The organism is Streptomyces sp. NPDC057950, assembly GCF_042887295.1.
GTDB lineage: Bacteria > Actinomycetota > Actinomycetes > Streptomycetales > Streptomycetaceae > Streptomyces > Streptomyces kaempferi.
The window spans coordinates 68,951-92,586 of the sequence record NZ_JBHVPP010000016.1 but is presented as its reverse complement, the minus strand read 5'-3'; the positions used below and the strand labels follow the sequence as shown (position 1 = coordinate 92,586).

At 72.2% G+C, this 23,636-nt stretch carries 23 protein-coding genes; 10 read left to right on the top strand and 13 right to left on the bottom strand.

Annotated features, from left to right (window positions below):
- Positions 1-65: 65 nt before the first annotated feature.
- The 6 genes from ACFVTC_RS25630 to ACFVTC_RS25605 all read right to left on the bottom strand — a co-directional run bounded on the left by ACFVTC_RS25630 (position 66) and on the right by ACFVTC_RS25605 (position 6,577).
- Entirely contained in the window at positions 66-1,622 is a 1,557-nt protein-coding gene (locus tag ACFVTC_RS25630; RefSeq protein WP_390130690.1) for a hypothetical protein, read from the bottom strand.
- Positions 1,623-1,973: 351 nt separating this feature from the next.
- Positions 1,974-2,519 carry a TetR/AcrR family transcriptional regulator gene (locus tag ACFVTC_RS25625; RefSeq protein ID WP_390130688.1) on the bottom strand — a complete coding sequence of 182 codons (546 nt, stop codon included), beginning with the start codon at positions 2,517-2,519 and terminating at the stop codon, positions 1,974-1,976.
- Positions 2,520-2,642: 123 nt separating this feature from the next.
- The gene (locus ACFVTC_RS25620) at positions 2,643-4,532 is read right to left on the bottom strand and encodes an NAD-binding lipoprotein (protein ID WP_390130893.1); all 1,890 of its coding nucleotides are present in this window, start codon (positions 4,530-4,532) and stop codon (positions 2,643-2,645) included.
- Positions 4,533-4,998: 466 nt separating this feature from the next.
- Complete coding sequence (locus ACFVTC_RS25615; RefSeq protein ID WP_390130892.1) at positions 4,999-5,733, bottom strand: rod shape-determining protein; 735 nt, start codon at positions 5,731-5,733, stop codon at positions 4,999-5,001.
- A gap of 89 nt (positions 5,734-5,822) precedes the next feature.
- Positions 5,823-6,194, bottom strand: a complete 372-nt coding sequence (locus ACFVTC_RS25610; RefSeq protein WP_390130686.1) for a TraR/DksA family transcriptional regulator — start codon at positions 6,192-6,194, stop codon at positions 5,823-5,825.
- A 56-nt stretch (positions 6,195-6,250) separates the two neighbouring features.
- Positions 6,251-6,577 carry a TraR/DksA C4-type zinc finger protein gene (locus tag ACFVTC_RS25605; RefSeq protein ID WP_390130684.1) on the bottom strand — a complete coding sequence of 109 codons (327 nt, stop codon included), beginning with the start codon at positions 6,575-6,577 and terminating at the stop codon, positions 6,251-6,253.
- Between the two features lie 273 nt (positions 6,578-6,850).
- Between ACFVTC_RS25605 and ACFVTC_RS25600 the strand changes: the two genes are divergently transcribed.
- The 5 genes from ACFVTC_RS25600 (at position 6,851) to ACFVTC_RS25580 (ending at position 12,571) form a co-directional block, all read left to right on the top strand.
- Complete coding sequence (locus tag ACFVTC_RS25600; RefSeq protein ID WP_390130683.1) at positions 6,851-7,810, top strand: HAMP domain-containing sensor histidine kinase; 960 nt, start codon at positions 6,851-6,853, stop codon at positions 7,808-7,810.
- On the top strand, positions 7,807-8,466 hold the full coding sequence (locus ACFVTC_RS25595) for a response regulator (protein WP_390130682.1): 660 nt from the start codon (positions 7,807-7,809) through the stop codon (positions 8,464-8,466). The genes ACFVTC_RS25600 and ACFVTC_RS25595 overlap by 4 nt, the downstream gene beginning before the upstream one ends.
- Positions 8,467-8,517: 51 nt before the next feature.
- Entirely contained in the window at positions 8,518-8,988 is a 471-nt protein-coding gene (locus ACFVTC_RS25590; protein WP_390130680.1) for a hypothetical protein, read from the top strand.
- Between the two features lie 75 nt (positions 8,989-9,063).
- The gene (secD, locus tag ACFVTC_RS25585; protein ID WP_390130678.1) at positions 9,064-11,337 is read left to right on the top strand and encodes a protein translocase subunit SecD; all 2,274 of its coding nucleotides are present in this window, start codon (positions 9,064-9,066) and stop codon (positions 11,335-11,337) included.
- Between the two features lie 400 nt (positions 11,338-11,737).
- Positions 11,738-12,571 (top strand): ribonuclease BN, encoded by an 834-nt coding sequence (locus ACFVTC_RS25580; protein WP_390130677.1) that lies wholly within the window; start codon positions 11,738-11,740, stop codon positions 12,569-12,571.
- A gap of 22 nt (positions 12,572-12,593) precedes the next feature.
- On the opposite strand, the gene ACFVTC_RS25575 is transcribed toward ACFVTC_RS25580, so the two are convergent.
- Positions 12,594-14,081, bottom strand: coding sequence for an MFS transporter (locus tag ACFVTC_RS25575; protein WP_390130676.1), 1,488 nt, complete (start codon positions 14,079-14,081; stop codon positions 12,594-12,596).
- Positions 14,082-14,308: 227 nt separating this feature from the next.
- Here ACFVTC_RS25575 and ACFVTC_RS25570 point away from each other — a divergent pair, with 227 nt between their 5' ends.
- Entirely contained in the window at positions 14,309-15,355 is a 1,047-nt protein-coding gene (locus ACFVTC_RS25570; protein ID WP_390130675.1) for an Lrp/AsnC family transcriptional regulator, read from the top strand.
- A gap of 401 nt (positions 15,356-15,756) precedes the next feature.
- Here the strand turns inward: ACFVTC_RS25570 and ACFVTC_RS25565 are convergent, their stop codons facing one another.
- Positions 15,757-16,890: an ABC transporter permease gene (locus ACFVTC_RS25565; RefSeq protein WP_390130674.1), complete on the bottom strand. Its 1,134-nt coding sequence runs from the start codon at positions 16,888-16,890 to the stop codon at positions 15,757-15,759.
- Between the two features lie 751 nt (positions 16,891-17,641).
- Here ACFVTC_RS25565 and ACFVTC_RS25560 point away from each other — a divergent pair.
- Entirely contained in the window at positions 17,642-18,331 is a 690-nt protein-coding gene (locus ACFVTC_RS25560; protein WP_390130673.1) for a TetR/AcrR family transcriptional regulator, read from the top strand.
- Positions 18,332-18,401: 70 nt separating this feature from the next.
- Here ACFVTC_RS25560 and ACFVTC_RS25555 read toward each other — a convergent pair whose 3' ends face one another.
- Positions 18,402-19,013: a flavin reductase family protein gene (locus tag ACFVTC_RS25555; RefSeq protein WP_168525991.1), complete on the bottom strand. Its 612-nt coding sequence runs from the start codon at positions 19,011-19,013 to the stop codon at positions 18,402-18,404.
- A gap of 320 nt (positions 19,014-19,333) precedes the next feature.
- Here ACFVTC_RS25555 and ACFVTC_RS25550 point away from each other — a divergent pair, with 320 nt between their 5' ends.
- Positions 19,334-20,152 (top strand): SAM-dependent methyltransferase, encoded by an 819-nt coding sequence (locus tag ACFVTC_RS25550; protein ID WP_390130670.1) that lies wholly within the window; start codon positions 19,334-19,336, stop codon positions 20,150-20,152.
- Between the two features lie 56 nt (positions 20,153-20,208).
- Here the strand turns inward: ACFVTC_RS25550 and ACFVTC_RS25545 are convergent, their stop codons facing one another.
- A complete protein-coding gene (locus ACFVTC_RS25545) occupies positions 20,209-21,129 on the bottom strand; it encodes a helix-turn-helix domain-containing protein (protein ID WP_390130669.1) in 921 nt (306 codons plus the stop codon).
- Between the two features lie 99 nt (positions 21,130-21,228).
- On the bottom strand, positions 21,229-21,408 hold the full coding sequence (locus ACFVTC_RS25540) for a DUF397 domain-containing protein (protein WP_390130890.1): 180 nt from the start codon (positions 21,406-21,408) through the stop codon (positions 21,229-21,231).
- 301 nt (positions 21,409-21,709) lie between these two features.
- Between ACFVTC_RS25540 and ACFVTC_RS25535 the strand changes: the two genes are divergently transcribed.
- Both ACFVTC_RS25535 and ACFVTC_RS25530 read left to right on the top strand, forming a co-directional pair.
- On the top strand, positions 21,710-22,249 hold the full coding sequence (locus ACFVTC_RS25535; RefSeq protein ID WP_390130668.1) for an ATP-binding protein: 540 nt from the start codon (positions 21,710-21,712) through the stop codon (positions 22,247-22,249).
- Positions 22,246-22,785, top strand: a complete 540-nt coding sequence (locus tag ACFVTC_RS25530) for a hypothetical protein (RefSeq protein WP_390130666.1) — start codon at positions 22,246-22,248, stop codon at positions 22,783-22,785. Before ACFVTC_RS25535 ends, ACFVTC_RS25530 begins: the two co-directional genes overlap by 4 nt.
- A gap of 28 nt (positions 22,786-22,813) precedes the next feature.
- Here ACFVTC_RS25530 and ACFVTC_RS25525 read toward each other — a convergent pair whose 3' ends face one another.
- Together ACFVTC_RS25525 and ACFVTC_RS25520 are read right to left on the bottom strand one after the other, a co-directional pair.
- A complete protein-coding gene (locus ACFVTC_RS25525) occupies positions 22,814-22,942 on the bottom strand; it encodes a hypothetical protein (protein ID WP_390130664.1) in 129 nt (42 codons plus the stop codon).
- Positions 22,943-23,259: 317 nt separating this feature from the next.
- Positions 23,260-23,481: a hypothetical protein gene (locus ACFVTC_RS25520; RefSeq protein WP_390130662.1), complete on the bottom strand. Its 222-nt coding sequence runs from the start codon at positions 23,479-23,481 to the stop codon at positions 23,260-23,262.
- Between the last annotated feature and the right edge of the window lie 155 nt (positions 23,482-23,636).

Below are 23,636 nucleotides of genomic sequence, written 5' to 3'. Positions count from 1 at the left end.
GACGGGGCTCACGCGGGCCCACCGGTCCGACGGGGCGCCGCCCGCGCACGAGCGGTGCCCCGTCGTCAGTAGCCGAGACTCGTCATGTAGGCACACTCGGTGTAGATGTAGCCGGGCCTCAGTTTGGCGGTGTCCGAGGCGGGGGACTTCCCGGTGCCGGTCCGGGACTTGTGGACGAAGTACGTGGTGCCGACGGGCAGCCGGATGGTCCGCCGCGGATAGTTCTTCCCGCTGTCGTGGCAGGGGGTGAACCCCGCCAGCAACGTGCTGGTGAGGGAGTAGGTGGTGCAACTCCCGCATGCCTTGAGGGAGAAGCTGCCCGTCACGGGCCCGGTGTACATCACCGTGATGTCGTCGGGGCTGTCGTTCTTGACGGTGACGGCGATGCTGCCGCCTGACGCCGTCGTCGGCAGCCGCCTGCCCGCCGCCGGAACCGTCTGGGCGATCTCCGCCGCGATGGCGATCTTCTGTGCGCGGGCCCGGTTCCTCGCATGCTGATCGTTCTTGACGAACTCGTTCATGGAGGTGACGGCCTCGGCGAACCGTCCGTCCTTGTACTGACGCACGCCACAGTCGTACGTACCCGAGTCCGCGTTCGCCGCCGCCCGGTCGGCGTCCTTGCCGAGGGCCTCGGCGACACCCGCCTGCTCTCCCGGGAGTGCGGTGACCTGGGTGCCGAGGCTCCTGAGGTGTTCGACGGCCGCGCAGGGGTCGCTTCCGCCCACCTGCTTCACGGTCCTGTCGACCTCGGCGCTCACCGCGGGCTCCACCTTCCCGGCCGGCGCGGACCGCGGGAAGGTCGACAGGAGGTCGCCGAAGTGGGTCGTCCAGTCCGCGTCCCCGTGACCGAGGGCCTGTGACGCGCACTCGTAGAGCGAGGTGGCCAGCCGGTCGTCGGGCCAGGTGGACAGTGCTCCGAGTTCCCTCTTGCCCATGGCTCCCGGGACCGTACGGAGGTACTTCAAGGGCGCTATGGCGTCACAGTAGTTCTTCTGGGCGTAGGGCGAACCGACCGTGGCGTAGAAGGTCTTGAGCCGGTCGGGCACACGGTCGGCCGCCTTCGAGCCGGGGTGGTCGCTGCGCAGACCCCGGTAAGCGGCCAGTGCCCGGCGGTAGTCGGACTCCGCCGTGGTGAACGACTGCTGCCCGGAGGCCCGGACCAGCTTGTCCGCCCGCTCCAGCCGGTCCATGAGCATCGCCTCCGTCGCCCTGTCCCGCGCGTCGCCGTACAGGGCGACGCCTCCCGCCGGTACGGCCAGGAGGACGACCCCGAGCACGATCGCGAGCCAGGCGCGCGACGGCCGCACGAGGCGGGTGCGCAGACCCAGGATCGCTCCGTGGACGCCTGCCAGCCCGAGCAGAACCAGGTAGAGGACGACGGCCGTGCCGGGCACGCCGTCGGGGTCCGCGGGCAGGGCCACCAGCAGCAGAACCGCGGTCGCGACCCAGCACACGGCCGTCAGGCCCCAACGGCGCATCAGCGCGTACCCCAGGCCCAGCCCGGACAGGTTCAGCAGCGCCGCCGCGACCGCGCGCGAGGCGTCCGCCGGGGCGCGCGGCGGCGCGGTGGGCATCGGCGGTACGGCGAACGTGCCAGGCATGTCGTTGTGATCCCAGGACATGACGGCTCCCCCAGTCAATCACGCCCGAAGTCCTATGACTTGTCAGTGTACGTTCAGTCACGGAGGAGCGACAGGGGATGGGGTTCGGGACTTGATGGATCGTCACATGCGCGTCATGGAGCGGTGCGGATCGACGGGGCGGGGTGACGGGTGTGACGGCTGCGCACAACGCGGTGGTGGCCGCGGGCCGTCGGGTGACCGCCGGCAGGTTCGCCCGGCTCTGCGGCGGACAGGCGGCGAAGCCCAAGGGCACCTTGTCGCGCTCGGGGTACAGGCCGGTCCCGCCGAGCCCGTCGCCGGCCGTGGTGCTCCCGACTCCTCGAGATCCCTCACGCGTGGGCCGGTGCGGCGTCAGGGCCTGCCGAGCCCGTTGAGGAACATGTCCACGACCAGGTCCGCCGCTTGCGGAGGTTCGACGTCGGGGAATCGGTGAGCGGCGCTGTCCACCAGGTCGTCGAGGACACCCCTCACCCACGCCTCCGGGATGTCGGTGCGCAGAAAGCCTTCGTCGGCCGCGCGCTGGAGGAAGTCGTCCAGCCGCCGGCTCTGTTCCTCACGTCGGCCGCGGGCCTTCGGGTCCGCCATCATCATGCGGCGTGTGTCGACGGGCCACTCCCGGCTGACCGGAATGATCCCCTCGACGTAGCGGTGCAGTGCGACGGCCACCGGCGCCTCCGTCAGCCGGGCCTCGTCGAGGACTCGTGCCGCGGAGTCGAGTTTCGCCTGGAACACGGCGTCGAGCAGGGCTTCACGGGTGGCGAAACGACGGTGGACGGTGGTGCGGTCCACGCCCGCCGCGGCGGCGATGGCCGAGATCGAGGTGCCCGGATCGTCGGCGAGGAGGCGGGCCCCGGTGCGCAGGACCGCGGCAAGGTTGCGTGCGGCGTCAGCTCTCATGACCGCCGAGTCTATCAATCAGTCGCAATTCGACTCCGACCCTCATCAACCCGCAGGCGTCAGTCCCTCATAGCACGATACAACTGATGCACTTAGGTCACTTTCTCCGGAATTCGCCTCCGCTCACTGCTGCTGTGACCTGGCGTCCCGCCGCTCGGCCCGGAGTTCTTCCGTGTCCCGTTCGGACGGGCCGGCGTGAGCGGCCGGTTCGGACGCCACGACGACCACCTGGTCCTCGGCGCTCCACTCGCGCCGCTCCCCCTTGTGGGGATTGAGCCGGACCCCGAGGTCCGGGAGCGTGGCGCGCCGGTCGTGACGGCGGTACCCGATGGCGCACTCACCGCGATCGCGCGCCGCGGCCACCACGGTGGCGAAACTCGCCTCGCCACCCGGACGGACGTAGTACCCGGCAGGCCGCAGGCAGATGGTGCTGCCGTCGGCGGAGAACAACTCGTCGAAGACGCCCGCGAGGTGCCGGTTCTGCGCGATCTGTGCCATGAGCAGTCCGGTGAGCTCGCCACTGACGATGACGTCGGAACCGGGGTTGAGGGGTGCCAGCGGCCGGTTGCGGTCGTCGATGAGTTCGGTGACCACGCGCATCTCCCGTCCCGTCCGGTCCTCCAGCAGCCGCACGGCCAGCAGGGTGACCAGGGTCCGGTCGTCGGGCCGGTCGGGACCGTCGCCCGGATCGGGGCCGAGGACGACCATCCCGTCGTACGGGGCGAGATCGAACCCGAGCAGCGTCTCGGGGCGCGACAGATCGGCGGACTGGAACCGTACGGTCAGCCGGGCGGCGGCCGCCGTCTCCGGTTCTCGCGCCGGTCCCGGCACGGCCCGGTCCGTGACCACGTGCAGCACCGAACCCGGGTGGGCCGTGCGCCGCAGCTGGTCCACGATGAGAGGCGCCCGCCGGTTCCAGCCGAGCAGCAACAAGTGGGCGGCGGCGTCCGGAGGTGGCGGGTCGGTGACGATCGCCGCCCGGTCGACGAGGTGCCGGCAGTCCTCCAGCCGCGTCGAGTCGTCGTCACCGGTGAGGACGATCAGGAGGCTGCCCGGCGCGACGACGGTGTCGGCGGGCGGATTCAGCAGCGTACGTCCCTCCGGGGTGAGCAGCCCGACCAGGCAGGAGGTGGCGTGGCCGAGCAGGACCGTGCCGAAGGGGCTCCCGTGGAACGCGGAACTGTCGGCGAGGTGGAACTCGTCGCCGGCGAAGTCCAGCAGGTCGCGCAGGACCACGGAGAGGCCGGGGCGGCCGACGCACTGCGCGATCAGCCTCGCCGTGACCGTGTCGGTCTCCAGGACCGTGCCCCGGGCACCGGCGGCCAGCCGGGCCGGCGCGCGGTAGCGGTCGTCCCGCACGGCGGCCAGCACCGGTGGCCCGTCCGGCCCGTCGCCCAGGACCGCTCGCAGTGCCAGCAGGACGCGCAGGACCTCGGCGTCGGCCCTGGGCTCCCCGGACGGCAGGACCAGCACGGTGCTCGCCGTGCGCGGGCTGACCAGCGCGAGTACGTCGGGGTCGCTGGCCGGGCCGCTGCGACAGATGATCCGGGCGCGCCCCGGCGGACCGGTCTGGAGGGCCAGCGTCCGCTCCATCTCGGTCTTGTCCCGGTCGGCGAGCAGGACGATGGCCCGCGGCCGGTGCGCGGCCTGGGCGGCGATCAGTTCGCCGACCACCGTGGCCACCTGGTCGGACCAGCCGAGTACGACGGCATGCCCCTCCTCGATCACCCTCGACCTGCCGCGGCTCAACTCGGCCAGCCGGTCGGCCAGGCCCGTGGTGATGACCCCGACGAGAGTCGACACGCACAGCAGGGCGACCAGCCCGAGCAGGGCCGCGAGCAGCATGCGCAACGGGGTGCCCGTCACCGCGCCGAGGCGCAGCGTCTCCGCGCTGGTCCGCCACACCGCGGTCAGCCGCCCCGGCAGCGAGCGCGGGGAACCGGGGTCCGTCCACACGAGCAGCGCGCTCACCGGGACCACGACGGCCAGGCAAGTGATCACCAGCCAGCCCATCAGGGTGCCCGTACTGCGGGCCAGCGTACGGTCGAAGCGGTAACGCGCCCGGTCCTGCAACGAAACCGGCCGCGGCTCCTCCAGCCGTTCCAATCCCACCCCACCCCTAGTCCTCGCACCGCGTGACCGCGGCGACGGCCCGTGCCGGACGGAGGTCCGCCGTGCCGCCGCCTCACAGTGCGGTCTCCGGCGCCGGGACACGCGGGAATCGGGAGCCGATTCATTCTTTCGGGCAGCCGCCGTGACGAGGGGACGGGCGGCCGGACCGGGGTGCGGTGGCACGCGCCGGACCGGGGTGCGGTGGCGCGCGCCGGACCGGGGTGCGGTGGCGCGCGCCGGACCGGGGTGCGGTGGCGCGCGCCGGACCTCGTGACGCGGAGGCGGGGGGCGGACCTCGTGACGCGGAGGCGGGGGGGGCGGGCGCGACGAGAGGGGGGGACGGGGCGCGGTGGGGACGGGGCCGGGCTCACGGCCGGTCCGCCGCCGAGGCGACGGATCCGGTCACCGAGGGGTGGGCGTGGGCGGCTTGCAGGAGGGCCGCGGCACCGCGGACGGCGGCGGTGTGCGGCGCGGCGACGGTGCGCAGGGGCGTACGCAACCTGCGGGTCAGGCGATAGGTGATCTCCGGGCGCAGGGCGCCTCCGCCGGCCAGCAGCGCGCCCCCTTCCAGGGCGTCCAGGGTGAGTGACGTGGGGTCCTGCCGCAACATCGTGGTCACCATGACGGCCACCGCCTCACTGATGCGGGACGCCGCGACGGTGCCGAGGTCGGCGGTGCCCAGGGCGGTGCGGTGTGCGTCGACGACGGCTCCGTCGGCCAGGAGCACCACTTCGGTGAGGTGGGCGCCGATGTCCATGACCAGCAGCGGCCGGGACAGGTCGGCGCCCGCGCCCAGCGCGATGGCACGGGCACCGGGGACGGTGATCACACCGCGCGGCCGCAGCACCTCCAGGGCCGTGCGAGCCGCCGTACGGTAGGCGACGCCGTCCAGTACGGGGGCGGTCACGACGATCAGCGGGCGGGTGCCGCCGGGCAGCCGGTGGCCGAGCAGACGCTCCAGCATCCGGGCCGCTCCCGCGGTGTCGACGATGGTGCCGCGCCGGATCGGGTACACGACACCGGCTCCCGGAAAAGTGACCGTGGGGACGTCGAGGACCAGGCCCCGGCCCGCGATCCAGGCGCGGGTGCGGGCGCTGCCCATGTCGAGCGCGATCCCGCAGCACTTCCGGCAGAGGGGCCACGGCCGGTGCCGGGCGGGACCGACTCCGACGCGGAAGCGGCGTGCCCTGTTCACCGGCCGGCCTCCCTGGCCTGCTGGCAGCGGGTGCAGTGGCGCGCCTGCGGCACGATCGCCAGCCGCTCGCTCTCGATCGGGCGCCGGCACAGCCCGCAGACGCCGTACCCGCCCTCGTCCATGCGGACGAGAGCGGCGTCGACGTCGGCGAGGACCATGCGGGCGGAGGCGGCGAGTTGGACGCGCACCTCCGCCTGCGAGGCGGCCGGCTGTCCGGGCGGCGCGTCCGAGCGGGCCGTGGCGGCGATCTGCCGCAGCTGTTCCTGGCGGAACAGGCGCTGTTCGAGCAGGTGGTCGCGGAGTGCCACGAGGTCGAGGTCCTCGGGCGGGAGATGTGTGTCGCGGGCGCCGATGATCTGGTCGTTCATCACTTCACCCCTTGGGCAGGGCAGTTGACGGGTGTCGGAGAGGGGACGGTCGGCCTTCAGTCCGCCCGGCGCCGGCAGGCGACACAGTGTCCCGTGTACGGGAGGATCTCCAGCCGCTCCGCCGGGACGGACCTGGCGCAGCCCAGGCAGGTTCCGTACGTGCCGTCCTCGATGCGGGCGAAGGCCGCGTCGATCTCTTTGAGCACGCGTTCGATGGAGTACTTCTGCGCGGAGGTCAGATGGTCGTCGGCGGTCGGGCCGGTGTCGGTGAGCGCCCGCAGCTGGACCAGCCTGGTCCCCCGGGCGTGCTCGAGACGCCGGCGGGCCTCCTGAGCCGTCGGACGGTCGCGGCGCGGTTCGGTTCGGGTGACGTCGAGCGACATGGTGCGTTCCTTTCGCGGGGCCTGGTCTGCGGCGGGCTGCGGCATGCCTCGAGCCTGGTCGTCCGGGCCGCGGAACCCCATAGGGTCGAGGCATCCACGCCGTACGGGCATGGGTGGGCCGGGCCTCGGGAAATGGGCGTTGGACCCCATGGACCCGGCCGCCCGGGGACGCGCAGGCTGGCGGCAGGCCGGTTCGGGACCAGGGGCCGCACCTCGTCCGGGGTGCGCGATGCCCGCCGTACGGGCCGCGTCGCAGAAGGAGGCTCGACCCCGGTGTCCCTGTTCTGGCGGATCTTCGGGCTCAACGCGGTGGTGCTGGGTACGGCCACCGGGCTGCTGCTCTGGGCTCCGGTGACCGTCTCCGTACCGGTCGTACTGACGGAGGCCGTCATCCTGGTGGGCGGTCTGGTGGTCATGCTGGTCGCCAACGCCGCGCTGCTGAGCTGGGGCCTGGCCCCACTGGTCCGGCTGACCGGGCTGATGACCACCGTCGACCTGCTGCGCCCCGGTCAGCGGCTGCCCGCACGGGGTGGCGGTGAGGTCGCCGAGCTGATCCTCGCGTTCAACGCCATGCTCGAGCGGCTCGAACAGGAACGGGCCACGAGCAGCGCCCGCGTCCTGCTCGCCCAGGAGGCCGAGCGGCGCCGTATCGCCCACGAGCTGCACGACGAGGTGGGCCAGAGCATGACCGCGATCCTGCTGGCTCTCAAGCGCGCCGCGGACGACGCGGACGGGCCGCTGCGTGACGAGCTGCACCAGGCTCAGGAGATCACCCGGGGAAGCCTGGACGAGGTCCGTCGTCTGGTGCGCCGGTTGCGCCCCGGCGTGCTGGACGATCTCGGTCTCGTCAGTGCCATGACCTCGCTCACCCACGACTTCGCCACCCACACCGGGCTGCGCGTGCTGCGTCACTTCGACGCCGATCTGCCCGCCCTGGAGCCGGAGACGGAGCTGGTTCTCTACCGTGTCGCGCAGGAGAGCCTGACCAACGTGGCCCGCCACGCCGACGCCGAACGGGCCGAGGTCAGCCTGCGTCACACGGACGGCGCCGTGGTGCTTGCCGTCGCCGACGACGGCCGCGGTATCGAGGCCGCCTGCGAGGGTGCCGGTATCCGCGGCATGCGCGAGCGTGCCCTGCTCATCGGGGCCGCCCTCGACATCACCCCCGCGACCCGCACCGGTACCCGGATCCGGCTGACCGCGCCGGTCCCCGGGAAACGGCCGTGCCGATGACCGACGCCACCAGGATCCGCATCCTGCTCGCCGACGACCACGCGCTGGTACGGCGCGGGGTACGGCTGATCCTCGACCGGGAACCCGACCTGGAGGTGGTCGCCGAGGCCGGGGACGGCGCGGAGGCGATCGCGATGGCCCGCACCCACGACATCGACCTCGCCGTCCTGGACATCGCGATGCCCCGTCTGACCGGACTGCAGGCGACCCGCGAACTGGCGTCGCTGAAGCCGGATCTGCGCGTCCTGATGCTGACGATGCACGACAACGAGCAGTACTTCTTCCAGGCCCTCAAGGCCGGGGCCTGCGGCTACGTGCTGAAGTCGGTCGCGGACCGGGACCTGGTGGCCGCCTGCCGGAGCACGATGCGGGACGAGCCGTTTCTCTATCCCGGCGCGGTCGCCGCCCTCATCCGCAACTACCTCGACCGCGTCCGTCACGGCGAGGAGCTCTCCGACGGGGCGGTGACGCCCCGCGAGGAGGAAGTCCTCAAACTCGTCGCGGAGGGGCACTCGTCCAAGGAGATCGCCGGCCTCCTCTTCATCAGTGTCAAGACCGTCCAGCGGCACCGCGCCAACCTGCTGCACAAGCTGGGTCTGCGCGATCGTCTGGAGCTCACCCGTTACGCCATCCGGGCCGGTCTCGTCGAACCCTGACCGGCCTCGGCCGCGCCGCCGGACGCCCCCCGATCGAAACGAGGACGGAGCATGCACGACGCTTCGGGCACCGCTCGTCACGTGACCGGTGGCCGGCGCCCCACGGTCCGCGCCCTGCTGGTGGCCGTCCTGCTGGCACTGTTCACCACGTTCGCCGTGGGCGGTCCACCCGCGGGGCGGGCCGACCGGGTAGGCGGCGGTACGGTGTCGGCCGGCCTCCACGTCCCCCAGGGCGCGACCGGGGACCGTCCCGGCACGGACGCGACCGATCACCGTCCCGGCGTCGTCCCGCGCGAGCACGAGGAGTGCGCCGCCGTCCGCTCCATCCGGGCGTCCGGACGCCATGGGTTCGACGGCGAACGGCCGACGCCGCCCTCCCACCCCGCCACCATCGCCGACGCGACGGCCGTCCCCCCGGCCACCGTCGTACGGACACCCCCCGTTTCCGTGCCCGCGCCCCACTCCTCCGGCCCCGCGGTCCACGACCGTGGGCGGGCACCTCCCGCGTCCTCCGGCATCTGACGCCCCGTCCCGTTCCCCGTTCCCGCGCCGCGACCGCACCGACCGCGGTCGCGGTGTGCCCGCCGGAGGCCACCGTTGATCCGCTCCGCCCGGGTGAGGGCACTGCTCGCCCTCGCCGTGATCGCCGTATCGCTGTACATCGCCCGCACCGTGCCGGTCCGTCTCGGACTCGATCTGCGCGGCGGCACCCAGATCGTGCTGGAAACCCGTTCCACGCCGACGACCGAGGCCGACCGGGAGGCCACCGACCGCACTCTGGAGGTGCTGCGCGGGCGCGTCGACGCCCTCGGCGTCGCGGAACCCACCCTCGTCCGCTCGGGCGGCAACCGGATCATCGTCGAACTGCCGGGCGTCCGGGATCCCGAAGAGGCGGCCGACGTACTGGGCCGTACCGCTCAGCTCGCCTTCCACCCGGTGCTCGGCACGGCGGACGGACCCGTGAACCGGCGCGAGGACGCCGGGGACCTCGTCCTGCCCGACGAGTCCGGCCACCCCCTGCGCCTCGCCGCGCACAGTGCCCTGACCGGAAAGGACGTCGAGGGCGCCGCCGCACGCTTCGACCAGGAGACGGGGGCCGGCTGGCACGTGACCCTGGACTTCGACCACGCCGGCCGTGACCGGTGGGCCCGGCTGACCGGACAGGCGGCCTGCCGGCCCGCGGACGACCCCGCACGCCGCGTCGCCATCGTCCTCGACGACAGGATCATCTCCGCTCCGCGGATCGACCCGTCGGTGTCCTGCGGGACGGGCATCCCCGGCGGCTCCACGCGGATCACCGGCTCCTTCGGCGACACCGAGGCCCGGCAGCTGGCCCTGCTCATCAACGGCGGCGCCCTGCCGGTACCGGTCGAGACCGTCGAACAGCACACCGTCGGGCCCACCCTGGGCGCGCGCGCCATCACGGCCAGCGCCTGGGCCGCGGCCATCGGCACCGCCCTGACCTCGCTGTTCATCGTCGCCGTCTACCGGCTGATGGGCTTCTTGGCGGTCGTGGCACTGCTCTGCCACGCCCTGATCTCCTACGCCGCCCTGGCCGTCGTCGGCGCCACGCTGACCCTGCCGGGCCTGGCCGGCTTCGTGCTGGCGATCGGCATGGCCGTGGACGCCAACGTGCTCGTCTTCGAACGCGCCCGCGAGGAGTACGGCACCCGGCGACGACCCAGTACGCGCTCGGCCCTCACCGCCGGATTCCGCAACGCCTTCAGCGCGATCGCCGACTCCAACGTCACCACACTGATCGCGGCCGTGCTGCTGTTCTTCCTCGCCTCCGGGCCCGTACGCGGATTCGGTGTCACCCTCGGCATCGGCGTCGTCGCCTCCATGGTCAGCGCGTTGGTGGTCACCCGCGTGCTCGCCGACCACGCCACATCCCGCCCCTGGGTGCGCCGTCATCCTGGTCTCACCGGGATCGCGACGCCCGGCCGGGTCCGCGACCGGCTCATGCGCCGCGGTCCGGCCCTGATGCGCCGACCGCGCCGCTGGCTGGCCGCCTCGGCCGCCGTTCTCGTCCTCGCCTCGTCGGGCATCGCGGTGCGCGGCCTTCAGCTCGGCATCGACTTCACCGGCGGCCGCCTGATGGAGTACGCCACCGGCGTCCCCGTGGACCCGGAACGCGCCCGCGCCGACCTCGCCCGCGCGGGAGTCGCCCGAGCGGTCGTCCAGTCCTCCGGCGACACCGGACTCACGGTACGCACAGAGGAGTTGACCGCCACCGAGGCGGCCACGGTCACACGGACCGTCGACGCGCTCGGCGGTGGTGCGGACAAGGTCCGCGACGAGCTGATCGGCCCCAGCCTGGGCGACGAACTGCGCCGCAACGCCCTCATCGCGCTCGCCGTGGCCCTCGGCGCCCAGCTGCTCTACCTCGCGGCCCGCTTCCGCTGGCTGTTCGCCACCGCGGCGGTCGCGGCGCTCGCCCACGACGTTCTCATCCTCGTCGGCGTCTTCGCCTGGCTGGGCAAGCCCGTCGACGGCGTCTTCCTCGCCGCCCTTCTCACCGTCGTCGGCTACTCGGTCAACGACTCGGTCGTCGTCTTCGACCGGATCAGGGAACTGCACCGGCGCGACGCCGCCGAACCGCTGCCGGACCTCGCCGATCACGCGATCCTGCAGACGCTGCCCCGTACCGTCAACACGGGCATGGGCGCGGCGCTCATCCTCACCTCGCTGGCCGTCCTCGGCGGGGACTCGCTGACCGACTTCGCGCTCGCCCTGCTCATCGGCCTCGCGGTCGGCACGTACTCCTCCGTCTTCACGGCCGTCCCCATCGCGATCGAACTCCAGGGTCCGGGACGTCCCCGGCCTCCCGCACGCCGGGAGCACGAGCCCGACCACCAGGGAATCCCCTGACCAACGCACCGCGGACGACGGTGAGTTCACGGAGGGTGCCGATGAGGCCGGGTACATCGGCGCCACTCCGCCGACGGGCTCGGGTCCCCACGCCGCGGGACACCCGGCTTCGTCACGGCACGGACGCGCCGGCCCGGCCTTCCGCCCCGCGCCGCGCAGGACGGAGGGGACCGCCCGGCCGGAAGGGTGATCGACCGGCCGGAAGGGTGATCGGTCGGCGGGGCACGTTTGGCCCAGGAGCGGGGCGGGAAACCGTCAACGTTCCCCCAGGCGGCTGGGCCGGACCTCCGGCACCGCTGTCCGTGGGTGCCGGCTCAGGGAAGGAGCGCCAGATGCCGGGAGCCTTTCGGCGCGCGGGAGGCAACCACAGGCCTCGGAGGCACCGGGAAGCGAGGCGCACATGACGGACTCCTCCGACGTGCCGCGCAACGGACGGCGCCGGCGCCGGACCCCGCGAGCCGTCTGGCACGACTCGGCCCTCGGACGTCTCTGGCAGCACGGCGGCGAACTGGAACTGCTGCACCGGGCCATGGGGTTCGCCGCACTGAGCATGGTCACCCTGACGCCGCTGCTGATCGTCGTCGCGGCGGCGGCCCCCTTCGAACACCGGGGCTTCGCCCTGTGGGTGATCGACGGCATGAGCCTGTCGGGGCACCCGGCGGACGCCGTGGAGAAGTTGTTCTCGGCACCGCGCAGGGTACTGAGCACGACCAGCGCCTTCAGTGTGCTCGCCGTCGCGCTGTTCGGTCTCAGTTTCGCCTCGAGCGTGCAGAACGGCTACGAGCGCATCTGGGAGATCCCCGCGGGCCCGTGGCACCACGCGTGGCGCCGCGTGGTGTGGCTCGCCGCCCTGACGGCGTATCTGTTCGGCGAGGCGGAGAGCGGCGCGGTGCTGGTCGGCGGCCTCACGGAGACCATCGTGCGCGTCGTGCTCACCGTGTTCTTCGGCATCCTCTTCTTCTGGTGGGGGCAGCACTTCCTGCTCGGCGAGCGGGTGAGGTGGTCGGCGCTGTTGCCGGGCGCGGTGGCCACGATGGCGGGGCTGGTCGGCCTGCGCGGGTTCTCGTACGTCGTGTTCTCGCCACTGATCGTGAACAACGCGATCAGCTACGGGACCGTCGGCACCGTCCTCGTGGTGCAGTCGTGGCTCATCGGCGTCGGTTTCGTCGTCTTCGGCGGAGCCCTGCTGGGCCGCCACATCCACGACGCCGTGGAGCGGCACGCCGCCCTGTGAAGGCCGTGCGTCCATGGTGGTTTCACGCCCGGCCGCGGTCATGGACCCCGTTGCGCGGCCGCGCCGTCATCGTGGCCGCGGCGACCGCGGTCGCCGCCAGGACGGCCCCGGCCGTGCCGAGCGCCGCCTGCGCCGCGCCGCGCGGGGTGCCGTCGCCGGCCAGGTACACACCGCCGATCACCGCGACACCGAGCGTGCCGCCCAGTTGCTGGACGGCGTTGAGGAGCCCGGCCGCCGAACCGGTCTCCTGCGCGCCGACACCGCTCAGCGCGGCGGTGAAGAACGGCGGTGTGAACAGACCGGTGCCCAGGCCCGCGACGGCGAGTGCGAAGGGCAGCGCCGCCGGGTACGTGTCGAGCGCGGCGGACCGGTAGGCGAGAACCGCGCCGGCCAGCCCGACGGCGAGGGCGGCGACCCCCGCGTGCAGGACACGGGTCCCGTACCGCGGGACCAGGTGCGCGCCCGCGGTCCACGACGCGACGGCCAGCCCGGCGGACCACGGCAGCAGGGTCAGGCCCGCGGTGAGCGGGCCCCGGTGCAGGCCCAGCTCCAGGTGGAGCACCACGGTGATCATGACGCCGTTCATGACGGCGAAGAAGAGCGTGGAGGTGGCCAGCGCGGCGGGGAACGCACGACCGCGCAGCAGAGCCGGTTCGATCAGCGGAGCCCGGCCGCGGCGCGCGGCGCGGCGCTGGTGGGCGACGAACAGCACCAGGACGGCCGCGCCCAGGGACACCGCCGCCCATCCGGCCGGTCCCGGTGTGCCGGTCGTCGCGGGGCACACCACCAGCGCGATGCCTGCCATCGCCAGCAGCGTCCCCACCGGGTCGAGTCGTGGCCGGACCGGTGCGTGGTCCTCACGCAGTCGCCGCGCGACGAACAGGACGACGCCGGCGAGCGGGAGGTTGACCAACAGACAGGCCCGCCAGGACGTGCCGAACAGGTCGGCGTGTGTCAGGACCCCTCCGAGCACCGGCCCCAGGACCGCCGACAGGCCCATGACCGGGCCTATCGTGCCCAGCGCCCTGGACAGTTCGTCGCCGTCGAACATCGCCCGGATCAGGCCGAACGTCTGTGGGACGACCAGCGCCGCGGCACCGCCCTGCAGCGCGCGCAGCCCGATCAGCACCTCGGTGTTCGGCGCCAGCGCGCACGCCAGGGACAGGGCCGCGAACGCCGCGACGCCGATGCGGAAGACACGACGGCGCCCCGCGATGTCGCCGAGCCGGGCGCCGGTGAGCAGTCCCAGGGCGAACACGAGGGTGTAGGACGCGGTGAACCACGGGACGGCGGCGTCCGCGCCCCCGAGATCGGTGTGGATGACCGGGCCCGCGACCTGGACGATCGTCGTGTCCAGCAGGTTCATCGCCTCGGCGACCAGCAGCGCGGCCAGCGCGGGCCACCGCCACCGGTAAGCCTTCCGGGCCGGCTGCCCGCCCTGGTCCTCGCCCTTCGTGCCGGTGCCGGTGCCGGTGCCGATCGGCGTGCCCTGACCGGTGCTGTGGGACATGCGTCTCCCCCTGGGTGTGCGAAACGTGGCTTGTCGTGCGCGGTCGGTCGGGCGCGGTCTGTCGGGCGCTGTGTAGCGGGCGCTGTGTGTCCTGGACGGCTGGCCGCCGAGCGGGCGATCTGCGACCGATGGCCGACGGCCGACGACCACCGTCCCGTCCATCAGGCACGTGGTTCCATGTCCTGGACGGAACTCGACGATTACTTCCACCAACGGGGGTCGGATCGATGGATGCGCTCACGCTGGACGATCTGGACCGCGGCCTGATCCATGCCCTCCAGGTGGACGGTCGGGCGCCGTTCACGCTCGTCGCCGAGATCCTCGGCTCCTCCACCCAGACGGTCGTGCGCCGCTACCGCCGCCTGTACGCGCAGGCGGGACTTCGCGTGGTCGCTCTGCCGTCGCCGCGCAGCTCCGGCACCCACCAGTGGTTCGTACGGCTCACCGCCGCGACGCGGACCGCGCACGACATCGCGGTCGCGCTCGCCCGCCGCCCCGACACCTCGTGGGTACGGCTGACCTCCGGCGGTACCGAGATCGTCGCGATCATCCACACCACGCCGTCGGGCCCCGACGCGCACGCACTGCTGCTGCGTGACATCCCGCGTACCGCCGGGATCACCGCGGTGTCCGCGCATTACCTCCTGCACACCTATCTCGGCGGCCCGACCGCGTGGCGCGGACGCGTCGCCACCCTCGATGCCGCCCAGCAGGCCCGACTGCGGGCGGAAAGTACGCCAGGCCCTTCTCCGGGAAAAGACACAGGCACCGACACGAACACCGGCACCGGCACCAGCACGGCGGAACCCGACCCGCGCGACTCCGCCTACCAGCTCACCGACGCCGACCGGCTCCTGCTGACCGCGTTGCGCGACGACGCCCGCCTCAGCTACGCCGAGCTCGCCGCCGCGACAGGTTCGACGGCGTCCACCGTGGCCCGCAGGCTCACGGCACTGAGGGCGCGCGACGCGCTGTTCTTCGACGTGGACATCGAGCCGTCCCACCTGGGGGTGACCGTGTCGGCGCTGCTGTGGATGCAGGTGGCGCCCGCACACCTGGACGCGGTCGCCACCGAGCTGGCCGGACACCGGGAGCTGGCGGTGGTCGCGGCGACGACGGGACCGACGAACCTGGTCGCGCACGCGCTGTGCCGGGACGCCGAGGAACTCCACCGGTACCTGACGCGCGAGGTGGCGTTGCGGGCGATCGCCCGGATCGAGACCGCGCCGGTCCTGCGCACCTACAAGGCCGCCGCGACGCTGCGCACGAACTGAGGGAGGATCACGCCGCGGACGCGCTCGATCTCCCGGCGACCGTCCGATTCCCCGGGCTCGGATGATCGGGTGATGGGTCGGCCCAGGCCCTGACAGATCGGCACGGCTCCGGCGTGGAACGCCACGTCGCCGTCCACGTGCCCCCCGTACGTCCATCCCGTGCCGTGCCACTCAGCCGACCATGGCCAGCTCGGCCGCCCGCGGGAACGGCGTCCAGGCCGCGTCAGGAACGGCCACGGCCGAGGTGCTCGCCGCTCTCCGGTATGGCACCGCGACCGCCGCGGCGCTCTCCTCACACAGCCTGTCCAGTCCGTCGGAGCACCGGGGCCGGGGGTACGGATGATCCGTGCCCCCGGCCTCGACCGCGCCCGGCTTCCCCGCCGGCGAAGAGGGCTGGTGCCTCAGTGGCCGAGCACGGCGGTGGCGGAGAGCGCGGTCGCCTCCCGGCGCGCGGCGAGCCGGTCCAGGAGGTACTGGAGGGCCAGGCAGCCCACGACCCAGGAGACCAGGGCGAGCAGCGATCCGGTGAGGTGCGCGTTGTCGAAGTAGGCGGCGTCGCGCAGGGCCTGGATCGCGGCCGCCGGCGCCAGGAGCTCGGCCAGTGGGGAGAGCCAGGCGGGCAGGAAGGTGGCCGGGAGGATGCCGCCGGAGGTGGCGTTGCCCAGGATCAGCAGCAGCACGGAGGCGACCGGCATGCCGAGCGGGCCGAACAGCCGCAGCAGCACCCCGGTCGCGGCGGCGGTGGCCCAGGCGAGCAGTCCCACCACGACGGCGACGGTGAGGAAGGACGCGGGGAGCGCGCCGAACCCGGAGTGCGCGATGAGCGCCACCGTCACACCGGAGGCGGCGGCGAACACCAGCATCGACGCCGCCCGCGCCGAGAGCGCCAGGCGCGGGGCGATCTGGTACGAGGAGACCGCGAAGAGGAACCCGGCGAGCACGACGCCGAACGCGGCGTAGAAGGCCGACAGTCCGCGGGCGTCCCCGGCGGCCAGTGGCCGCACGTCCCGTACGGGGACGGGGTGGCCGACCGCCTGGGTGGCGGCCGTGGCGAGACTGGAGACCACGGAGGGGCCCTGCGCGCCGGCGGCCAGCAGACGCATGCCGTGGACGTCGCCGACCAGGGCGGCCGGAACCTCGTCGTGGACGATGGCCCGACGGGCGGCGGCCGCGTCCGCGTAGCGGTGGAAGGTGTAGGCGTCCGGCGCCGCGCTGTTGAGAGCGAGTTCCGTGCGGGCGGCCACCGTGTCCGACGCGGCGATGCCGAGCGGCTGATGACGCGCGCTGGGAGCGTGGAAGGCGGCCAGATAGACGGCGACGAATATCGTCCCGATCGCCAGCGCGGTGACGACCGGCACCAGCATCGCCTTGCGGACTCCGGCGGCCGCGTCGAGCACCGGGGCGGGGATGCCCGGCTCGGTGTCGTTCAGCGCGTGGCGGGCGTGCGCGGGGCGATGTCCCGCCGGATGCGCGTTCGGGTCGTGCAGGGTGCCGTCGGGTGAGGCGATGGCGGGGAGTTCCGAACTGGGCTGCATGAAGGAGGGGGCTCTCTGGGTGTCCGCGGCATGCGCGGGAGGTGATCTCGGCCGAGACGCGACCGGTGGTCAGGAGGTGTGCGGGGTGGTGATGCCCACGTGGTGGGAGTGGGTCGCGGCGCGGCCGGCGTTCCAGGGGCGGCGCATCCGGGCAGACGGGGATGGATGGCCCCTGTCCGGCCTGTCATGAGCGCCTCGGGCGGCCCCTCTCACCCCCGCGTCAGGAGGGCTTCGGCCTCACGAACGGGCCGGCGGCCGACGTCTGACGGTGGCGTCCGACGAGAGGCGTCACACGGCCATCGGCGGACGGCCATCGGCGGACGGTTCGATCGCCGCCGGTGTCAGCCCCGGAGCGACGACGTGGGCCCGCACGGCGACCGCCCGGTGCCCCGAAGCGCGCACTCGACGACCGGTGCGCCGATCACCACTGTGGCGCCACGCCGGCCGATCGCCGCCGCCCTGCCCTTGCACTGTGCCAACTGCACGGCCGTCACCGCTTCTCTTCTCTCGCGACAGGTGAGGAGTGCCGCGAGAGACACCGTCGGCGCCCGCGACGAACACCGGCCCACGGAGCGGGGGGAGCACCCCGCACCACAGGACGCACACACGGCGTGGCGTCCGGGCCGACCTCGTCGACGGTACACTAAACGCAGCAAATCCTGCACTTGTTGCGTTGTGGGGACCGCCACTGCCGTAATCTCGACACGTCCGCAAGTACAGACCGCACAGAACAGAAGGCGACGGGCCCCCGGTGACTCCCAGCGCATCGCGAGAAGACGGCCGACCGCGGTTGCGGGCGGACGCCGCGCGCAACCGTGACCAGATCCTCGCCGCAGCGCGATCCGCCTTCCGGGAGCTGGGCACCGCCGCCCCCCTGGACGAGATCGCCCGCCGCGCGGGGGTCAACATCGCCACGCTCTACCGGCGTTTCGCCGACCGTGACGCACTCATCCGCCAGGTCGTCGTCGACGGTTTCACCCTGGTGCTCCGCACCGTGCGCCGGGCGGTCGACACCTCGGCCCGCGACCCGCTGTCCGCCATCGGGGAATTCCTGCTCACCCTGGTGGACGAGCGGGAGATGCTCGTCCTGCCGCTGATCGGCGGGCCCGTCACCGACGATCCCGAGGCCGCGGCCCTGCAACGTGAGATCGTGGCCGCCCTGGAGGAGCTCCTGGCCACGGCCCGCGCCCAGGGCGTGATCCGTCCGGACGCGACAGCGGTGGATCTGATCGCCACCGGAGCGCTCTCCTGCCGCCCGCTCCCCCACCTCCCCGTGGAGCAGGCCAGCGCGCTCGCCGCCCGTCACGTGCGCATCTTCCTGGACGGCCTGCGACCGGACGGTGCCCGGCCGCTCCCCCCCGCTCCCACCAACGAGGACCTCACCGTCCACCTGCACCCCGTCAAGGGCGGTGACCGCGCGGACGGTCCCTCGGGGGTGTGACCGGGACCGGCCCGCCTCCCGTACGGGGAGCGGGACCGGCCCACTCCCCGTGCGGGGACGGCCGGGGCCCTCAGTCCGTCCCGCGCAGTTCCTCGTAGGGAATGCGCGAGAGATGGAGGACCTCGCCGAGGGTCCCCCACTCGTCACCGCCCAGTTTGGTCAACGGGCGCAGGCGTGCGGAACTCGGCCGTCGGCCGGCCATGAACTCCTCGTGGACCGCCATGTGGAGCACCCGTCCGAAGACCACCGTGGAGTTCCCCAGACGGAGCGTCGTGTGCGACCGGCATTCCAGGACGACGGGCGAGGCGGCGACCCTGGCCGGTCGCACATGCAGGCTGGGTTCCCGTTCGATCCCCGCGTAGCCGAACTCGCTCACGCTCCGCGGGAAGTCCGTGGCGGTGGCGTTGACCTGGTGGAGCAAGGATTCGGAGGCGAAGTTGACCACGAACTCGCCGGTGTCCTCAACGTTGCGCAGCGAGTCCTTGCGACCGATCGAGGTGAACTGCACGATCGCCGGATCGGTGCTGGCGATGGTGAAGAAGGAGTGGGGTGCGAGGTTCTCGGTGGCCCCGTCCGGTGTGACGGTGGAGATCCACGCGATCGGACGGGGCACCACGACGGAGGTCATGAGTCCGTAGAAGGACGTGCTGTCCATGGCCTCTGGATCGAAGTCGACGCGCATGGCCTCACCTTCCACGCACGGCGCGGCGGTCTGCGCGTCCGACACGCGCGGGCCGTGGGTTCCGGCACCACTCCGGCGGAGGCAGTAGCCCTTCTTGCAGCCCTTCTCGTCGACCCGGTGTCCGCCCGTCTCGATTGTGGCGTGCGGGCACCGGGTCCCACCGACTGACGGGCCGCGCGGTGGACCGGAACGCGGAAGGAGGCCGGCCGAGCCCGTTCCGAGAACCTTGGTCAACAGGCTGGCATCCCCAAATGCCCTTTGCCTAGGATGTATTGTCTGTCAAGCCAAGCCACCTGAAGCAGCTTGGAGCTGGGGGAACGATGCAGGCTGGAAAGCAGCTGTCCACGAAGATCGACGCCACGGTACCCACCGCCGCCCGCATGTACGACCACTACCTTGGCGGCAAGGACAACTACGCTGCGGACCGAACGGCCTGCGCCGAACTGGACAAGGTCGTTCCGAGCACCCGCGCCCTGGCGCTGAACAACCGGCGCTTCCTGCAGCGGGTCGTCAGGACGCTGGCGGCCGACTACGGCATCCGGCAGTTCCTCGACCACGGGTCAGGCCTGCCCACCCAGGACAACGTCCACCAGGTCGCCCAGCGTGTCGATCCGGAGTCGCGGGTCGTGTATGTCGACAACGATCCGATGGTGCTGGTGCACGGCCGGGCGTTGCTGGACCAGAACGACCGCACCACGGTCATCCACGCGGACCTGCGCGAGACGGAGAAGATCTTCTCCCACCCGGACACCCAGCGCCTGATCGACTTCTCGAAGCCGGTGGCCGTGCTGTTCAACTCGGTCTTCCACTGCATCCCGGACAGCGAGACCGACGGCCCTGTCGCCGTGTCACGCCGGGTGGCCGAACAGCTGGTGTCCGGCAGTTGCATGGTGATGTGCCAGCTGGTCAGCGAGGACGCGAAAGTCCGGGAGTTCGTCACCGATTTCATGGACCAGGCGACCCAGGGCCACTGGGGCAGGGTCCGTGAGGAGAAGGACGTCGCCGAGTGGTTCGAGGACCTCGACGTCCTGGAGCCAGGTCTGGTGGAGGTGTCCACCTGGCGCCCCGACACCGAGGTTGCGCCCCGTCAACTGACCCAGGAGTGGGTTGAGTTCGGCGGCGTCGGACGGCTCAGGTAAGAGATGTCGTCAGCGCTTCGGCTCCACCGGTGCCGGCCGGTGGAGCCGAAGCGCTTTCACGAGGCGGAATACCGCTCGTCGGCGGTCTTCTGAAGCAGCGTCAGCGATTCCCGCGGGGTGAGAGCCTCGTCTCCCAGCCGGTCCAGGGCCAGGCGGTACTCCTCGGTCTCGTCCCGGTCCTCCAGGAAGTTCGCGCTCCTGATGTGCTCCAGGTAGACGATGTCGGGCAGGTCGAGACCGCCGAAGCGCAGGTAGGTGATGGGGATGGCGGGCGCGGACGCGTTCGTCACGTCCAGGGGAACGATCTGCAGCGTCACGTGGGGCCGCTGAGCCATGTCCACGAGGTACTGCAACTGCTCGCGCATCACGTCGCGGCTGCCCAGCACCCGCCACAGGACCGACTCGTCGATGACCGCCCACAGTTGTGGCGCGTCGTCACGACGCAGCAGCTCACGGCGGCGCGTGCGCAGCTCGACACGCCGCTGCACCTCACCGGCCGGTGCCGTGGGCAGACCCCGTTCCACAACCGCCTTGGTATAGGCCGGAGTCTGGAGCAGCCCGGGGACGTACTGGATCTCGAAGGTGCGGATGGCCGCAGCGGCCTCCTGCAGCCCCACCAGCCGGTCGAACCACTCGGGCATCAACCGCTTGTCGTAGCGCTGCCACCACCCGGGCTCGCCGGCCCGCAGCAACAACTGGAGCAGGACCGAAGCCTCGTGGCCGTCGGTGTCGTAGAGGTCCAACAGCGCGCGGACGTCCCCCTCCGTCGGAGGCCGACGGCCCTTGCCCGCCTCGATGCGCGACAGCTTCGCCGGACTGAACCCGATGGCGCGGGCGGCCTGTTCCTGCGAGAGGCCGACATCCTCGCGGATACCCGCGAGTTGGACGCCGACCAGCATCTTCAGCAGGGTCGGGGCCGGCTCGGTCCGCTTCAGATACGGTTCGAGGCGGGAGATACGAGGTGACTCGGCGGACATCCTTACTCCCTGTGGACCGGCAGACGAGAAGAACCCATCCTCGCATCTCTCGGCCCTGTCTCGCATATTCCGGCAGAAGTGGAACCGTATGGCTCCGCTTCACACCAGGTGATCGAACTCCCCGTCCTTCGCCCCGGCGAGGAAGGCGGCCAGTTCGGCGGCCGTGTAGATGAGTGCCGGGCCGTCGGGATCACGTGAGTTGCGCAACGCCACCCCTCCCTCGCCCAGGGGCGCCACCTCGACGCAGTTGCCCTCGGCGTTGCTGTGCCGGCTCTTCATCCAGCGGACACCCAGCGAACTGGCCCGCGTTCCGTTTCGCGCTGATGGCACCGGACTCTCCTCGCTCACGTTCCACCACGGTGTACACGTCGGTCGCCCCCTGGGTCGGACCGGTACCGCGCGGTCCTGTTCCAGCCACAACCTGTGCAATTTCCCGTGAAATTGCACGACGGGCGTCGACAGGATGGATAATAGCTCGGGCGTCAACCGCACCGTTGGCGCACCGGACCTGACGTCGCATCAGGGAGATGTCGTGTCGTTATCCGCACGCCAAGCACCAAGTCCCGCAGGTGGAAAGGCCGTGCCGTGGGCAGCTCGGACACCTCTGGCCGCGTCGCCCTCGGACGGAGCGCCCACCCGTGTCACCGGACCGGAGCGGCCCGGGAGGAGCGAGCCCGCGGGCAACGCGCCCAGATCCGCGAGCCTGCGCATCACCGAATCCCCCCAGGGGTTCGCCCAGGCACGCGACTTCACCCGCCGCACTCTCGGCCGCTGGGCGCTGGGCGACCGCGGTGACGACGCCGCCCTCGTCGTCACCGAGCTGGCCACCAACGCGGTGCTGCACGCGGTTCCGCGGCCAGGTGCCGACCAGACCGGAGTGTGGCTGAAGCTCACCCTTCGCCGCGCCCACCTCGTCTGCGCGGTCACCGATCAGAGCGAAAGTCCGCCCGTGTGCCCCCGTACGGACGGCGCTCTGGAGGTCCACGGTCGCGGACTGCGTATCGTCGAAGCACTGTCCGAGCACTGGGGCTGGACCCTCTCGCCCGCGGGCAAGACCGTCTGGGCCATGCTGCCGGCGCTTCCTCGGCCCACGCCCTCGGCCTGGCACGGCCTGACATGACGCACGCTGCGGCGGAGCGTCCCGTCGCACCTCGTCACGGAACTCCTCGCGCGGGAGCGGACATGGAGACAGCCCTGAAAGACCTCGAACGCGTCCCGTGGCGCGAGCTCCAGGACTCCACCGGAGCGGCCACGGACATCCCCTCGCTGCTCACCGCGATCACGTCGGGCGACGCGGAGACCGCCGTCGACGCGCTCGCGCGTCTGAGGCAGCGCATCTGCCAGTACGGCTTCGTCGTGGACCAGGCGACCGCCGCCACGGTCCCCTTCCTGTGGGAGCTCGCCCAGCTTCCCCAGGTCGCCTGCCGCGTGCAGATCCTCCGGCTGCTGAAGAACATCGCCGACGCCCGGCAGTGGGAGAGCACGGCCATGGCCTACCCCAAGCTGCTCAACCGCCGTGAGAACTACGTGGGCTGGGAGCGCGAGGCGCGCCGAGCCGTACGGGACCATCACGGGACCCTCCAGCGCCTGCTCGCGGAGCCGGACAAGGAGGTCGTCCAGGCGACGAGGGAGCTCGCCTCCGCCCTGACCGACTGACACGTCGTCTGCGGGACGACCCCGCGGATCACTCCACGGCCCGGACCCGGCCGACCGTGTCGCCGGGCGCCACCCGGTACACCGTCCCTTCCGAGGCGGCCGGCAGCCGCGCGATCGGCGCCTCCGAGCCACCGACGCAGGTGCTGACCAGATCCATGTCCCGGCCCAGGCATCAGGCATCAGGCATCAGGCATCAGGCATCAGGCATCAGGCATCAGGCACGGTCCTGCCGCCGCCACCGGTCCGGCAACCCCGCGGACTCATGCTCGCCCCGGACCCCGGGCGGCCCGTAATCGGCGGCGTCGTGACGGTCCCCGTCGACCCCCGATCGGCCCGTGCCCAACTGTGCCAGTCCGTACCCGGCGCCATCAGGCGACATTCGACCACGTGGTGATTCCGCCTGGTCACAGCCCGGCGGGCCCGGACACACCGGGCTTTCCCGCTGCGGGTCACCAACCGTGGTCGCTCGATGCCTCAGTGCAGGACGATGGGGGCGATGTCGATCGTCCCGTCGTGGTTGTCATAGAGACAGAAGGTCGTCTTCATGGGGATGTCGAAGACCACGCCCCCTGTCGCCGCACACTCGGCCTTGGTGACCGCGGGCCGGGAGGCGGCGTCGGCGGCCCCCGTGGCGAGGATGAGGCCGAGGGCCCCGAGAGTCGCGGTCGTGACCACGGCGGCACAGCGAGAGCGCATGTCTGTCTCCTTCTCGTGATGATCCGTACTTCGGCAGGAGACAGCCTGCGGCACTCGTCACGAGGAATTCCCTAGTGTGCGTGCGCGTGGGACGGATGACCGGGGCCCAGCCCCGGGGTCGGCGTGGTGCACCGGGTCGTCGGTACCCGGTGCAC

What these genes read in the sequence shown, in the direction of transcription:
- ACFVTC_RS25630 (WP_390130690.1), bottom strand. Translation starts at nt 1,622, where the DNA reads ATGTCCTGGGATCACAACGACATGCCTGGCACGTTCGCCGTACCGCCG.
- ACFVTC_RS25625 (WP_390130688.1), bottom strand. Translation starts at nt 2,519, where the DNA reads ATGAGAGCTGACGCCGCACGCAACCTTGCCGCGGTCCTGCGCACCGGG.
- ACFVTC_RS25620 (WP_390130893.1), bottom strand. Translation starts at nt 4,532, where the DNA reads ATGGGCTGGCTGGTGATCACTTGCCTGGCCGTCGTGGTCCCGGTGAGC.
- ACFVTC_RS25615 (WP_390130892.1), bottom strand. Translation starts at nt 5,733, where the DNA reads ATGGGCAGCGCCCGCACCCGCGCCTGGATCGCGGGCCGGGGCCTGGTC.
- ACFVTC_RS25610 (WP_390130686.1), bottom strand. Translation starts at nt 6,194, where the DNA reads ATGAACGACCAGATCATCGGCGCCCGCGACACACATCTCCCGCCCGAG.
- ACFVTC_RS25605 (WP_390130684.1), bottom strand. Translation starts at nt 6,577, where the DNA reads ATGTCGCTCGACGTCACCCGAACCGAACCGCGCCGCGACCGTCCGACG.
- ACFVTC_RS25595 (WP_390130682.1), top strand. Translation starts at nt 7,807, where the DNA reads ATGACCGACGCCACCAGGATCCGCATCCTGCTCGCCGACGACCACGCG.
- ACFVTC_RS25590 (WP_390130680.1), top strand. Translation starts at nt 8,518, where the DNA reads ATGCACGACGCTTCGGGCACCGCTCGTCACGTGACCGGTGGCCGGCGC.
- ACFVTC_RS25580 (WP_390130677.1), top strand. Translation starts at nt 11,738, where the DNA reads ATGACGGACTCCTCCGACGTGCCGCGCAACGGACGGCGCCGGCGCCGG.
- ACFVTC_RS25575 (WP_390130676.1), bottom strand. Translation starts at nt 14,081, where the DNA reads ATGTCCCACAGCACCGGTCAGGGCACGCCGATCGGCACCGGCACCGGC.
- ACFVTC_RS25570 (WP_390130675.1), top strand. Translation starts at nt 14,309, where the DNA reads ATGGATGCGCTCACGCTGGACGATCTGGACCGCGGCCTGATCCATGCC.
- ACFVTC_RS25565 (WP_390130674.1), bottom strand. Translation starts at nt 16,890, where the DNA reads ATGCAGCCCAGTTCGGAACTCCCCGCCATCGCCTCACCCGACGGCACC.
- ACFVTC_RS25555 (WP_168525991.1), bottom strand. Translation starts at nt 19,013, where the DNA reads ATGCGCGTCGACTTCGATCCAGAGGCCATGGACAGCACGTCCTTCTAC.
- ACFVTC_RS25550 (WP_390130670.1), top strand. Translation starts at nt 19,334, where the DNA reads ATGCAGGCTGGAAAGCAGCTGTCCACGAAGATCGACGCCACGGTACCC.
- ACFVTC_RS25545 (WP_390130669.1), bottom strand. Translation starts at nt 21,129, where the DNA reads ATGTCCGCCGAGTCACCTCGTATCTCCCGCCTCGAACCGTATCTGAAG.
- ACFVTC_RS25540 (WP_390130890.1), bottom strand. Translation starts at nt 21,408, where the DNA reads ATGAAGAGCCGGCACAGCAACGCCGAGGGCAACTGCGTCGAGGTGGCG.
- ACFVTC_RS25530 (WP_390130666.1), top strand. Translation starts at nt 22,246, where the DNA reads ATGACGCACGCTGCGGCGGAGCGTCCCGTCGCACCTCGTCACGGAACT.
- ACFVTC_RS25525 (WP_390130664.1), bottom strand. Translation starts at nt 22,942, where the DNA reads ATGGATCTGGTCAGCACCTGCGTCGGTGGCTCGGAGGCGCCGATCGCG.
- ACFVTC_RS25520 (WP_390130662.1), bottom strand. Translation starts at nt 23,481, where the DNA reads ATGCGCTCTCGCTGTGCCGCCGTGGTCACGACCGCGACTCTCGGGGCC.